Genomic DNA, 13,747 nt, shown 5'->3' with positions numbered 1-13,747 from the left:
CTGGGAGATGGGGTGGTGTCCGCCGGTTCAGGCGCCCTCCGGTCGGTCGCCGCCGGAGCGCACCACGAGCACGGGGCAGCGCGCGTGCTCGGCGCAGGTCGCGCTCACCGAGCCGAGGAGGAGACCCGCGAAGCCGCCGTGCCCCCTGCTGCCGAGCACGAGCATGCCCGCGCGACGGCTCTCCTCGATGAGCGTGCGCGCGGCCGGTCCCGCGAGCACGGCGCGCCGCAGTCCGGCGGGAGGCTCGCCGTCGAACGCCTCCTCGATCGCGGCGTCCTGGGCGCTCCGGGCATCCTCCTCGGGGGACCAGCCGTCGATGACGTACGCGCCGGCGATCGGTGGGAAGGTCCAAGTGGTCAGGACCTCGAGCGGCGCGCCGAACGCGTCCGCGATGCGCGCCGCATACCGGAGCGCCTCGACCGACGAGGACGAGCCGTCGACGCCGACGAGGATGCGATCACTGCTTCGTTGTTCCTGCATGCTCCGACTCTCGGGCGATCCGTCGGAGACCACCGGGACCAAGGTCACATGCACCCTGCCGCCGTGACATGCCGCGCGCCGGCGGGCTAGAGTTGAGCCGTGCTCCTCTCGCTGTGTTGTCGCTGACGTCCTCCACTGACCCCGCACGCACGCCCGATCGTTCGCCGCACCCCGGCAGAGCCGTGGCCGACTCGCAAGGACACCGCATGAAGTACGCAGAATCGATCGTCGACCTCGTCGGCGACACCCCGCTCGTCAAGCTCAACCGCGTCACCGCCGGGGTGACCGAGGCGACCGTGCTCGTGAAGCTCGAGTACTTCAACCCGGGCGGATCGTCGAAGGACCGCATCGCCGGACGCATCATCGACGCCGCCGAGCGCGACGGCCTGCTGAAGCCGGGCGGCACGATCGTCGAGCCGACGAGCGGCAACACCGGGGTCGGCCTCGCCCTCGTCGCGCAGCAGCGCGGCTACCGCTGCGTCTTCGTCTGCCCCGACAAGGTGGGCGAAGACAAGCGCAACGTGCTCACCGCCTACGGCGCCGAGGTCGTCGTCACGCCCACCGCGGTCGCGCCCGACAGCCCCGAGTCGTACTACGGCGTCTCCGACCGGCTCGCCCGCGAGATCCCGGGTGCGTTCAAGCCGAACCAGTACGCCAACCCGAACGGGCCGCGGTCGCACTACGAGACGACGGGGCCCGAGATCTGGCGCGACACCGACGGACGGGTCACGCACTTCGTCGCGGGCGTCGGCACGGGCGGCACGATCACCGGCACCGGACGGTACCTGCGCGAGGTCTCGGGCGACCGGGTGCGCATCATCGGCGCCGACCCCGAGGGATCGGTGTACTCGGGCGGCACCGGGCGCCCGTACTTCGTCGAGGGTGTGGGCGAGGACTTCTGGCCCGACGCCTACGACCCGGCGGTGCCGCACGAGATCATCGCCGTGAGCGATGCCGACTCGTTCGCGATGACCCGTCGCCTCGCGCGCGAGGAGGGCATCCTCGTCGGCGGGTCGAGCGGCATGGCCGTCGTCGCAGCCCTGCGCGCGGCCTCCGCGCCGGGGGTCACGGCCGACGACGTGTTCGTCGTGCTGCTGCCCGACGGCGGCCGCGGCTACCTCGGAAAGATCTTCAACGACAAATGGATGCGCGCGTACGGCTTCGGCAACGCGCCCTCCGGTCACACGATCGCCGACCTGCTCGCGGCGAAGGCCGACCGCACGGCGCCGCTCGTGTACGTGCACCCGAACGACACCGTGCGCGAGGCGATCGACCGCATGACCGAGTCGGGCGTCTCGCAGCTCGTGGTCGTCGGGCACGAGCCGCCCGTCGTGCTGGGCGAGGTGCTCGGGGCGCTCCACGAAGAGGTGCTGCTCGAGCAGGTCTTCACGGGCGTCGCGAAGCTGACCGACGAGGTCGGCAGCGTGGTCGGCGAGCCGCTGCCGCTCATCGGCGTGCAGGAGCCGGTCGCCGCCGCGCGCACCGCCTTCACCGACGCGCCCGCGATGCTCGTGACCGACGGGGGCAAGGCGCTCGGCGTGATCACGCGCACCGACCTGCTCACCTACCTCTCCCACTGACCTCCCCTCACGTAAGGCACCACCCCATGAACACCGACCACGCCCGCTTCGACACCCGCGCGATCCACGCCGGCCAGGCCTTCGACCCGACGACGGGGGCCGTGATCCCGCCGATCTACCAGACCTCGACCTACGTGCAGGACGGCATCGGCGGGCTCCGCGGCGGCTACGAGTACTCGCGCGGCGGCAACCCGACCCGCGATGCGCTCGAGGCGCAGCTCGCGGCGCTCGAGGGCGGCGCCCACGGCCTCTCGTTCGCCTCGGGCCTCGCCGCGGAGGACGCGCTGCTGCGCACGGTGCTCGCGCCTGGCGACCACGTCATCATCGGCAACGACGTCTACGGCGGCACGCACCGCCTCATCCGCCGCGTCTTCGGCGCATGGGACGTGCGCGACACCACGGTCGACACGAGCGACCTCGACGCCGTTCGCGCAGCGATCGAGCCGGCCACCAGGGTGCTCTGGATCGAGACCCCCTCGAACCCGCTGATGAAGATCTCGGATGTCGCGGCGCTCGCCGAGCTCGGCCACGAGGCAGGACTCGTGGTCGTCGTCGACAACACGTTCGCCTCGCCCGCGCTGCAGCAGCCGCTCGCGCTCGGCGCCGACGTCGTCGTGCACTCGACGACGAAGTACCTCGGCGGGCACTCCGACGTCGTGGGCGGTGCGCTCGTGTTCGCGGCCGGCCGCGACGAGCTGCACGACCGCGTGAAGTTCACCCAGTTCGCGGCGGGTGCCGTGTCGGGGCCGTTCGACGCGTTCCTCACCTCGCGCGGCATCAAGACGCTGGGGGTCAGGATGCAGCGGCACAGCCAGAACGCCCTCGCCATCGCCCGGCGTCTCGAGGAGCATGCGGCGATCGAGCAGGTCTACTACCCGGGGCTCGAGTCGCACCCGGGCCACGAGCTCGCCGCGCGCCAGATGTCGGGGTTCGGCGGCATGCTGTCGATCGCGCTCGCCGGCGGCGGCGAGGCGGCACGCCGCTTCGCGGAGTCGACCACCCTGTTCCAGCTCGCCGAGTCGCTCGGCGGGGTCGAGTCGCTCGTCAACTACCCCTCGGAGATGACGCACGCCTCGGTGCGCGGCACCGAGGCCGAGGTGCCCGAGTCGGTCGTGCGGCTCTCGGTCGGCATCGAGGACGTCGACGACCTGCTCGCCGACATCGATCAGACGCTCGACCGGTTGTGACCCCGACGCCCGTCGGGTGACGCGGATCGCGAGCACGGCCGTCGACGTCCCCGCGGTGGGACAATGGAGGTGACGCACGGCACGTCACCGGCGCCGCAGGAGATGATTCCCATGGTCTGGCTCTGGATCACCCTGATCGTCGTCGCCATCCTCGCGATCGTCCTCTTCTTCATGTCGGTGAAGATCGTGAAGCAGTACGAGCGCGGCGTGGTGCTGCGATTCGGCCGGCTGCACAGCGTGCGCGACCCCGGGCTCCGCTTCATCATCCCGATCGTCGACGTGATGACGAAGGTCTCGCTGCGCATCGTGACCCTGCCGATCCAGTCGCAGGGCATCATCACGAAGGACAACGTCACCGTCGGGGTGTCCGCCGTGGCCTACTACCGGGTGGCCGACGCGGTGAAGTCGGTGATCGCGATCGAGAACGTGAAGGCGGCGATCGAGCAGATCGCGCAGACCACGCTGCGCCGGGTCGTCGGACAGCACCATCTCGACGAGACGCTCGCCGACACGGCCGCGCTCAACGCGAACATCCGCGAGATCCTCGATGTCACGACGCTCGACTGGGGCGTCGAGGTCACGCTCGTCGAGCTGAAGGACATCCTCCTGCCCGACTCGATGAAGCGCGCGATGGCGAAGCAGGCCGAGGCCGAGCGGGAGAAGCGGGCCAAGATCATCGCCGCCGAGGGCGAGTCGCTCGCCGCGACGCAGCTCGGCGTGGCGAGCGACACGATGATGGCGCACCCGCTCGCGCTGCAACTGCGCACGCTGCAGACCCTCGTGGAGGTGGGCGTCGACAAGAACACGCTCGTGCTGTTCCCGGCGCCGCTCATGGGATCGATCGGCGACCTCACGACCTTCATCGAGCGCGAGGCGGCGCTCGCCCGAATGCGGTGACGCGCGATGCGGCAGGATATCGACGAACGGTGTCCTGACTGCCAGCGGCGGGTGTCCGAGGCATCCAGCAGAATGAGCGGGTGACTTCGACCCCGACTCCCGCGCTCGTACCCGAGACCGAACAGCCGCACGGCACGCTCGGTCTCGGCCAGGGCACGGCGCTCTACATCGCGAGCGTGCTCGGCACCGGCATCCTCGTGCTGCCGGGCCTCGCCGCCGAGGCGGCCGGCCCGGCCTCGATCGTCGCGGTCGCCGCGGTGCTCGTGCTCTCGATCCCGCTCGCCGGCACGTTCGCCGCGCTCGCAGCCCGCTACCCCGACGCGGGCGGCGTGGCGAGCTACGTGCGGCGCGCGCTCGGCGACACGGCTGCGCGCATGGCCGGCTACTGGTTCTACTTCGGCGTGTGCATCGGGGCGCCGGTGCTCGCCGTGCTCGGCGGCGAGTACGTCGTCGCCGTGCTCGGCGTCGACCGGTCGGCCGTGCCGATCATCGGCCTCGCGGTGTTCGTGCCGCCGTTCGTCGCCAACTGGTTCGGCGTGCGCGTCGCGGGCTGGGTGCAGTTCGTGCTCACCGGGCTCCTCATCGCGGTCGTGGTCGGCGTCGTCGCGGTCACCTTCCCGGCGGCCGACGCGGCGAACTTCCAGCCGTTCCTGCCGCACGGCTGGGCGGGCGTGGGCGTGGCGATCAGCCTCTTCGTGTGGGCCTTCGCCGGGTGGGAGGTCGGCACCCACATCGCCGGCGAGTTCAAGAACCCCCGGCGCACCATCCCGATCGCCACGGCGATCGCGGTCGTCGTCGTCGGCATCGGGTACCTGGCGCTGCAGTTCGTCACGGTCGCCGTGCTCGGCGACCGTGCGGGCGACGGCCAGGTGCCGCTGCTCGACCTCGTCGAGACGACCGCTCCCGGCATCGGGCCAGTGCTCGTCGCGATCATCGCGGCGATCGTCACCGTCGGCGTCATGAACGCCTACCTGCCCGCCTTCGGCAAGCTCGGCGCCGCGCTCGGCCGCGACGGCGACCTGCCGCGCTTCCTCGCCAAGGGCGCCGCCGACGGCGAGGTGCCGCGTCGCGCCCTCGCGCTCACGGGCGTGCTCATCCTGGCCTACTACGGGCTCATGCTGCTCAACGACCTCGACCTCACGGGGTTCATCCTCATCCACACGAGCAACATGGTCGCGATCTACGCCGCCGGCATGCTCGCGGCGACGTTGCTGCTGCGCACCTGGTCGTTCGGGTGGTGGCTCGCGGTCGTCGCCACGATCATGACCGTCGCCCTGCTCGTGCTCGCGTGGTCGAACCTGCTCGTTCCCGCGCTGCTCGCGCTCGCCGCGGTCGCCGTCACCGTCGTGCGCCGTGTCCGCGACCGGCGCGCAGGCCGGGCGTCCGAGTCGAGCACCGAGACCGCCACCGACCACCCGACGATCCCCGAGGAGCAACCCGCATGACCGAGTACCGCGCCCACTTCGACGCCGAGATCGCCTTCGCCAACGGGGGCGATCTCCGCACGACGGGCTTCCGCCTCGACCTGCCGTCGAACGAGGTGACCGAGGCCGAGATCGCCGAACTGCTCGTGCGGCACCTGGGCCTCGCGCTCGTCGCGAGCGTGGAGCTGTCGAACCTCGCCGTCGTCGAAGAGCCGCACCGCGGGTCGCGCGGCGTCGGCGAGGGCGACGGCGGTCGGTCGGCCGGGGCCGCTCGCGGCCGCCTCGTCGACCTCAGCCACACGATCTCGGCGGGGCTGGTGACCTACCCGGGGCTGCCGGCGCCCGCCATCACGCCGTTCCTCACGCGCGAGGCCTCGCGCGAGCGCTACGCGCCCGGCACCGAGTTCGCGATGGACGTGATCTCGATGATCGGCAACACCGGCACCTATCTCGACAGCCCGTTCCACCGGTACGCCGAGGGCGGCGATCTCGCGAGCCTGTCGCTCGACACCCTGGCCGGCGTCCCCGCCGAGGTCTTCAGGCTGGCGGATGCCTCGGAGCGAGGCATCCCGGCCGAGGTGTTCTTCGACCGCGACCTCGCCGGCTCCGCGGTGCTGCTGCACACGGGATGGAGCCGCCACTTCGGCCGACCCGAGTACGCGAACGGGTCGCCGTTCCTCACCGAGGCGGGCGCGCGGCACCTCGCCGACGCCGGGGTCGCGATCGTCGGCATCGACGCGCTGAACATCGACGACACCGAGTCGGGCGGCGAGCGGCCGGCGCACTCGATCCTGCTCGACGCGGGGGTGCACGTCGTCGAGCATCTCACCGGCCTCGAGCAGGTGCCGCCGCGCGGGGCGCGGTTCACCGCCGTGCCGCCCCGCGTCGAGGGGTTCGGCACCTTCCCGGTGCGCGCGTTCGCGGAACTGCCCATCGCTTCCGCCGATTGAGCCGCGCGGGTTGTGGCGCACGCGCCCGGTGTGCGTGAGTATTGGGGGATGAGCGCACCGGCCTACTCCCTTCGCGACGGCAACACGATTCCCGCGATCGGTTTGGGCACGTACGGCCTCAACGACCAGCTCGGCATCGACGCGATCGTCTCGGCGATCGCCGACGGCTACCGCCTCATCGACACCGCCTACAACTACGGCAACGAAGACGCGGTGGGCGAGGCGATCCAACGCACCGCGGTCGACCGCAGCGACCTCGTGATCACGACGAAGCTGCCCGGCCGCCACCACGGCTACGACGAGACGATCGCGAGCTTCGAGGAGTCGCGGAAGCGGCTCGGGCTCGAGTGGGTCGACCTCTACCTGATCCACTGGCCGCTGCCGCGCATCGACAAGTACGTCGAGAGCTGGCGGGCGATGATCTCGTTGCGCGAGAAGGGGCTCGTGCGCTCGATCGGCGTCTCGAACTTCACGCCCGAGATGCTCAGCCGGCTCATCGACGAGACGGGGGTCACCCCCGTCGTCAACCAGGTCGAGCTGCACCCGTACTTCCCGCAGGCCGAGCTCCGCGCGTTCCATGACGAGCACGAGATCCGCACCGAGAGCTGGAGCCCGCTCGCCCGCCGCACCGACCTGCTGCGCGAGCCGGTGATCGTCGACATCGCCGCCGCGCACGGCGTCGAGCCGGCGCAGGTCGTGCTGCGCTGGCACGTCGAGCTCGAGACCGTGCCGATCCCGAAGTCGTCCGATCCCGAACGGCGCCGCGCGAACCTCGACATCTTCGGCTTCTCGCTCAGCGCCGACCAGGTCGACGCCATCTCGGCGCTCGAGCGGGGGCGCATCTGGGGCGCCGACCCGGCGACGCACGAGGAGTTCTAGGGCGGGGTCCGCCGGTTGCCGCGGCCTCCGCGGACTCGGGCAGCGAAGCGGGATGCCGCGACCGGCGCCCGGCCGCGGCATCCCGCAGGTGCTCGACGGTGTCCGGCCCGGTGCCCCCGACGGGGCCACCGGGCCGAAGCGTCACCAGAGGATCAGCGGCACCGTCACGGTCCCCGAATCGCCGAATCCGCCGTCGCCCGTGAACTCGCCGTGCACGAGATGGAGCCCGGCACCCAGCTTCGGCAGCTTCACGCTCACGCTGCCGTCGGCCGCCGCGGTCACCGGGACCTCGGCGATCACGTCGTCGCCGTCGTACACCGTGAACGTGCCCAGCGGCGAGCTGCCGTCGAGCGCGACGACCTTCGCCACGAACCGGATCGTCGACCCCGACTTCGCGAGCAGCTTGTTCGGTGCACCGACGGCGATGGTCGGGACCTCGACGGTCGCGCGCGTGACCGTCAGCGTCGCCTGGGCGCTCAGGCCCGAGGTGGCGCCCTCGGCGATGAGGGTGTGGTCGCCGAGCTCCGCGGTCGCCGGGATGGTGACCACGGCCTCGAATGCGCCCTCCTCGTCGGCGGTGATCTCAGCGATCCGGATCGGCTCCGAGTGCAGCCTGACCGTCACGAGTTCTCCCGGGCCGAAGCCGCGGCCGGTGATCTGGAGCGTTCCGCCCTGGACGACGTGGTCGTCGCCCAGCACGAGCTCGGCCTCGGCCACCGGGGCGTCGCCGACCTCGATCGAGAACGGCTCCGAGACCGACCCGAGGTAGGCTCCCGGGTTGTCCGGGGTGAAGCGCGCCGTGTAGGTGTGGGTGCCCGAGGTCTCCACACGCACGTCCACGGTCGCCGTGCCCGCTGTGACGGTCGCGGTGCCGACGACGACGTCGCCCTCGAGCAGCTCCACCAGGCCCCCGGCCTCGGCCGGCGCGACGGTGGCGGTGAACGGCACGAGGTCGCCCGCCACCGGCTCGGCGGCATCGGAGCCGAGCGTCACGGTGGTGGCCACCGCGGGCGTGAGCACGGTGAGCGTGGCCGACGCCTCGACCGCCGAAACGGCTCCGACGGCCGTCACCGGGTACTCGCCGTCGACGACGTCGCCCGGGACGGTGAGCTCGGCATCGATCGCGCCCTCGCCGCTCGCGGTCGTCTGCACCGGCGCACCGTCGGCGAACCGGAGTTCGACGGACTCGCCGGGGGCGAACCCGTCGCCGGTGATGCGGATCGTGCCGCCCGGAGCCGACTGGGTCGGTTCGACCGCGATCTCTGGCGTGTACACGGGCGCGGGCTCTTCCACGACGATCTCGAGCGTGGTCGTCGCTGATCGGATGCCGTCGTCCACCGTCACGGAGACCGTGTACTCGCCGGCGACGGCGTAGGTGTGCTCGCCGACGACGTCGCCCCCGACCACCGGCACCGACGACACCGAGGTGCCGTCGCCCCAGTTGACGATGGCCGTCTGGTCGGGCGCACCGCCCGTCGTGGTCGCGAGCGTCGCCTCGAACGGCTCGCCCGCGACCTGCGCGTCGACCGCCTGCGGCTGCACCTCGAGCGGCGTCGCTGCGGAGCGGTCGCCGTCGGAGGCGACGGCGAACACGTGCACCCGGCCGTCCCTGAGCGTGCCCTCCTCGGTGGGCATCGTCAGCGACTCGACCACCTTCGGGGCACCATCGGCATCGGTGTCGATCGTGATCGGCGCCGTCGCGTAGATCGCGGTGTTCTTGACCTGCGACTCCGCCGCGGTACCGGAGAGCCGGCCCTCCGAGATCGCGAGCACGGTGTTGCCGAAGGCCGGGTTGCCGGAGGCACCGACCCAGTCGCCGAACGAGATCCGCACGGTCTGCGACGTGCCGTCGGTGAAGTGCAGCACCGCCTCGGGCTGGCGCGCGCTCTCGGTCGCCGTGCCGACGAACGCGAGCTGCGTCGCGCCGGTGCCGAGGTCGATGCGCACGGTCTGCCCCTCGCCCGTGATGTTGTCGGCCTCGCCGGCCGCCACCGCGGGGAGGTCGTAGGTCAGCTCGGTGCCGGGGATCGCGAGGGTCGAGCCCTGCACGAAGCCGTCGGCGGCGAGCTTGTCGCGGAAGTACCCGAAGCCCTGGCCGTCGCAGTTCGCGGCCGTCGTGCCGAGGTCGCCGATGCAGACGGAGCCGAACGAGCCGACCAGGGACTCGTCACGGGCGACCGCGACGTTCGAGGCCGCCGAGGCGACGGCCCCGGTCGAGTCCTGCACGATCACCGCGGCCGTGTACACGCCGGGGGCCGCGAAGGTGTGCGGTGCCGAGACGCGCCAGCTGCCGAGGTCGTCGCGGGTGAGCGTCGACTCGACCGGGCCGGTGCCGTCGCCGTAGTCGACGGTGACCTGGTACCCGGAGGCGGAGGTCTCGGTGCCGACGATCGTCGCGACGGCGCCCGTGAACTCGGTGCCCACCGCGACCGACTGCGCCGCCGCCGGACTGACCGTCAGGCCCTCGGCCGTGCCGGCCGAGGCGAACAGCTCGACCTCCGAGAGGGTCAGCGGGCCGCCGCCGGACTCCACGTCGAGACGGAGGCTCGTGAACACGCCATCGGCGTCGGTGGAGAACGGGCGCGTCTGGGTCGGCCAGTCGAAGGCCTCGCCGTCGCGGTGGTCGAGCTCGGTCCAGTTCTCCCCGTCGGTCGAGCCCGAGAGGGTCCACGCCGCGGGTGCGGTGTCGAGCGCGGCGCCCGTCAGCGTGTACTGGCCGACCGTGACCGGCCCGGACTGCGACGTCCAGGTCAGTTCGGCGCTGCCCGAGTCGAAGGTCGTCGTCGTGTTCATGCTGTCGTCGACGAGCGCGGCGGTCGAGGTCGCGTCGCCCGCCGAGAGCGTGCCGCGGCCGACCTTGGTGGCGTCGACCAGGGTGCGCGGAACGTCGAGCTCCTCGCCGAGGTCCTTCGCCGCCCAGTCGCTCGGCTCGTCGCTCATCGCGAACTCGAGCTCGCCCCCGTCGCGCAGCAGGTCGCCGTCGAGGGTGGTCTCGTCGATCGGCGCGCCGTTGAGCGAGACCCCGGAGACGTACGTCTTGCCCGCGGAGGCGCCGGGGGCCGAGATCACGAGGTCGCGGTCGCCGATGCGGAGCGTGGCGCGATCGAACAGCGGCGTGCCGATCGTGTAGTCGCCCGATCCCACCTCGAGCGGGTAGAGGCCGAGGGCCGAGAAGACGTACCAGGCCGAGAATTCGCCGTTGTCCTCGTCGCCGGGGTAGCCCTGGCCGATGTCGGAGCCGACGAAGAGCCGCTGCTGGATGTCGCGGATCAGCGCCTGCGCCTCGGCGGGGTCGCCCGCCTCGGCGAGCACGTACGGGATGTGGTGGGCGACCTGGTTCGACATGCCGAGCATGCCGAGCCGCACGTCGCGCGCCTCCCGCGCCTCGTGGATGCCGGAGTAGTCGGCCTTCTCGCGGACCGTGAGGAACTCGTCGAGCTCGTCGATCAGCCCCTGCCGCCCGCCGTACAGCGCGGCGAGCCCCGCGACGTCGTGCGGCGCGTGGAAGCCGAAGGTCTTCGCGCTCGCCTCGGTGAACGCGCCGCCCCAGGCCTTCTGGTCGAAGTCGGCGCCGACCGGCCAGGTGCCGTCGGCGTTGCGGGCGGTGAAGGTTCCGGCCTCCGGGTTGAACATCTCGGCGTAGTGGCCGGCACGTGCCGCGAAGTAGTCGGCCTCCTCGAGGAGCCGCTCGACGCGGTCGGCCGGCGTGTTCGGGTCGTCGGCGAGCGCCGCCGCCATCTCGCCGATGCCGAAGTCGTTGATGAAGCCCTCGAGGCCCCACGACGCACTCTCGTGGGTGCTCTCCTCGGTGTAGCCGAGGAAGATCGACTGCGCGAGGCCCTTGCGGCCGACGGCGTTCGACACGGGGAGCACCGTGGCGTTCTTCACCGCGGCGTCGTAGGCCTCGAGCGCGGTCTCGGTGTCGAGGGCGCCCGCGAGGTAGGCCTCGGCGAAGGCGACGTCCGAGCTCGTGCCGGTCATGAGGTCGGCGTAGCCGGGCGACGACCAACGGGCGATCCATCCGCCGTCGCGGTACTGCTGAACGAAGCCGTCGACGAGGTCCTCGGTGACGTCGGGGTAGAGCAGCGAGTAGAGCGGCCACGCCGTCCGGTACGTGTCCCAGAACCCGTTGTTGACGAAGATCTTTCCGTCGACGATCTTCGCGTTGGTCGTGGTGTCGGTCGCCGAGCCGGTCGTGGCCGACACGGGGCTCGCGTACCGGTACTCGGGGTCGCCCGCCGTGCCGACGTTCTCGAACTGCGAGTTCGGGTAGAGGTTCAGGCGGTAGAGGCTCGAGTACAGGGTCACGAGCTGCGTCTCGGTCGCCCCCTCGACGTCGTGGATGACGCCGAGGCGGTCGTTCCAGGCCTGCTGCACGGCGGAGTGGGCGTCTTCGAACGAGACCCCGTCGAGCTCGAGCCCGTGGTTGCGCTGCGCCTGCTCCTGCGAGATGAACGACGATGCGATGCGCAGCTCGACGGTGCGGTCGCCCGAGGTGTCGAAGGCGGCGAAGCGTGCGCTGCCGTTGCGATTGCCCTGCGTCGTCGGCCCGGCCGTCGTCGGCCGGGCGTCGAAGGTGCCGTACACGAACATGCGGGTGCGGCCCGGCCAGCCGGAGCCGCCGTCGACCCAGCCGGTGACCGTGTCGCCGGTGATCGTGAGCTTGGAGGAGTTCACCAGCTGGTCGACGATCACCGAGTTCCGGTCCCCGGTGAAGCCGAACCGGTAGATGGCGCCGTGATCGGTCGCGGTGACCTCGGTCGTGATCCCGTTGTCGAACTCGACCCCGTAGACGTCGGGCCGCGCGAGCTCGTTCTCGTGGTGGAACGTGAGGCGCCGGTCGTCGAGCGTCGAGGTGGGGTTCGCACCCACCGCGGGCAGGACGGCGAGCTGGTTGCGGTCGCCCATCCAGATGCTCGGCTGGTGCGAGAAGCCGATGCCCTCCAGTGCCGGGAGGTTCTGCGCGGTGTTGGCGCCCTGGTACTGGTAGATCGTGCCGGTGTTGTCGGCGTTCGTCATCGGGGTGATGAAGTTGAAGCCGTTCGGCCAGCCGACCGCCGGGATGTTGTTGCCGCGTGAGAACCCGCCGGTGGAGTTCGTGCCGCGGCGCGTGTCGACGTAGGAGACGAGACCGGCTGCGGTGTCGAGCGGCTCGGCCTCCTCGATGCTGATGTCGTCGAGCCATCCGAGGACGGTCGTGCCGGCGGCAGGCGTCTCGACGCCGGTGACGCCGTCGCCCGGGTGGTCGTAGTCGAGCAGGACGCCGGTGACGGTGCGTCCGGCGAGCGAGCCGAGGTCGACGGTCACCTTGTTCCACTGGTCGGGCCAGAGCACGTTCGCGAGACCCTGCGAGCGCGCGTCGGCGCCGTAGCCGTACGTGTCGGTCAGGTCGGCGGCGGCGAGGGTCGTGCCGTCGTCGAGCACGAGGTCGACGGCGACGAACGTCGATGCGTACGTCTGCCCCGAGTCGAGCACGGGGAAGACGGTGTACGAGAGTCGGCTGTCGGCCTGGATGGCGATGTCGAGGTCGTCGTAGAGCACCGACGTCGACGCCGCGGGCCCGGCGCCGAGGTGGCTGCCGGCGTAGCGGAGGGCGTGCGTGCCCGAGAAGCCGACGTTGGTCTTCGCGGTGTACGAGCTCGTCGGGCCCGAGTCGACCTCGAGTGCGAGGTCGGAGGCGACGGGCTCGGCGTCGGCGTCGGAGATCGGCTCCCAGCCGGCGAGCTGGATGAGGCCGCCCGAGTGGTTCGCGGTGATGTCGAGGCGGTAGTAGCGATACGGGGCGCTCGGGGCGGCGAGCGCGAAACTCCGGGTCTGCCCGCGCGCGGAGAACGACTCGCCGCTGCGCGTGTCGACGACGGTCCAGTCGGACCCGTCGTTCGAGCCGAGGACGCGGAAGTCGCGGGGATCGCGCTCGGGCGCGTCGTTGCCGGAGGTGAGCGTGTAGGCCTCCATCGGCTGCGCCTCGGCCAGTTCGTACTGCGCCCAGCCGGTGGCGCTGAAGACCAGCCACTTCGATCCGGGATTGCCGTCGGCGAGGTTGCCGGCGGTCTCGTTGGGCGGGTTCTCGCCCGAGGCGGTGACCGCCGCCACCTGCGGCAGCAGGCTGCCGGGCACGTTGCGATCGCCGCTGACGTTCACCGACTCGCCGGTTCCGGCGAGGGCCGGAACGGCGTCGCCCGCCTCGAAGGAGGACTGGAACGTCACCTCCCCGGGCGCCGCTGCGGCCGAGATCGGCGTCAACGCCGCCGCGGCCATCGCCAACGTGATCACTGCTGTTGCGGTCGCCCGCGTTCGGCGGGCGTTGCCCGACCGGATGAATTGCTTCACCGTCGCTCCCTCTCGCTGCA

Annotated in this window: 8 protein-coding genes; 6 read left to right on the top strand and 2 right to left on the bottom strand. The window is 71.6% G+C overall.

The window, feature by feature from the left end; all coding sequences use genetic code 11:
• Positions 1 to 27: 27 nt before the first annotated feature.
• Positions 28 to 480 carry a universal stress protein gene (locus tag ACWGPE_RS03515; protein ID WP_452048162.1) on the bottom strand — a complete coding sequence of 151 codons (453 nt, stop codon included), beginning with the start codon at positions 478 to 480 and terminating at the stop codon, positions 28 to 30.
• Positions 481 to 686: 206 nt separating this feature from the next.
• Here ACWGPE_RS03515 and ACWGPE_RS03510 point away from each other — a divergent pair, with 206 nt between their 5' ends.
• From ACWGPE_RS03510 to ACWGPE_RS03485, 6 genes are all read left to right on the top strand, one after another.
• Complete coding sequence (locus tag ACWGPE_RS03510) at positions 687 to 2,060, top strand: cystathionine beta-synthase (protein WP_452048161.1); 1,374 nt, start codon at positions 687 to 689, stop codon at positions 2,058 to 2,060.
• A gap of 26 nt (positions 2,061 to 2,086) precedes the next feature.
• Positions 2,087 to 3,247 carry a cystathionine gamma-synthase gene (locus ACWGPE_RS03505; protein WP_452048160.1) on the top strand — a complete coding sequence of 387 codons (1,161 nt, stop codon included), beginning with the start codon at positions 2,087 to 2,089 and terminating at the stop codon, positions 3,245 to 3,247.
• A gap of 111 nt (positions 3,248 to 3,358) precedes the next feature.
• On the top strand, positions 3,359 to 4,144 hold the full coding sequence (locus ACWGPE_RS03500; RefSeq protein WP_275506290.1) for a slipin family protein: 786 nt from the start codon (positions 3,359 to 3,361) through the stop codon (positions 4,142 to 4,144).
• A gap of 80 nt (positions 4,145 to 4,224) precedes the next feature.
• Positions 4,225 to 5,589 (top strand): APC family permease, encoded by a 1,365-nt coding sequence (locus tag ACWGPE_RS03495; protein WP_275506291.1) that lies wholly within the window; start codon positions 4,225 to 4,227, stop codon positions 5,587 to 5,589.
• Positions 5,586 to 6,518, top strand: coding sequence for a cyclase family protein (locus ACWGPE_RS03490; protein WP_231432042.1), 933 nt, complete (start codon positions 5,586 to 5,588; stop codon positions 6,516 to 6,518). Before ACWGPE_RS03495 ends, ACWGPE_RS03490 begins: the two co-directional genes overlap by 4 nt.
• A gap of 48 nt (positions 6,519 to 6,566) precedes the next feature.
• Positions 6,567 to 7,397, top strand: coding sequence for an aldo/keto reductase (locus ACWGPE_RS03485; RefSeq protein WP_231432041.1), 831 nt, complete (start codon positions 6,567 to 6,569; stop codon positions 7,395 to 7,397).
• 141 nt (positions 7,398 to 7,538) lie between these two features.
• On the opposite strand, the gene ACWGPE_RS03480 is transcribed toward ACWGPE_RS03485, so the two are convergent.
• Positions 7,539 to 13,727 carry a GH92 family glycosyl hydrolase gene (locus ACWGPE_RS03480; RefSeq protein ID WP_452048159.1) on the bottom strand — a complete coding sequence of 2,063 codons (6,189 nt, stop codon included), beginning with the start codon at positions 13,725 to 13,727 and terminating at the stop codon, positions 7,539 to 7,541.
• Positions 13,728 to 13,747 lie beyond the last annotated feature (20 nt).

This window comes from Agromyces sp. NPDC055658, assembly GCF_053618155.1.
The sequence above is the reverse complement of the archived record's forward strand: the minus strand, read 5'-3'. Positions and strand labels throughout refer to the sequence as shown.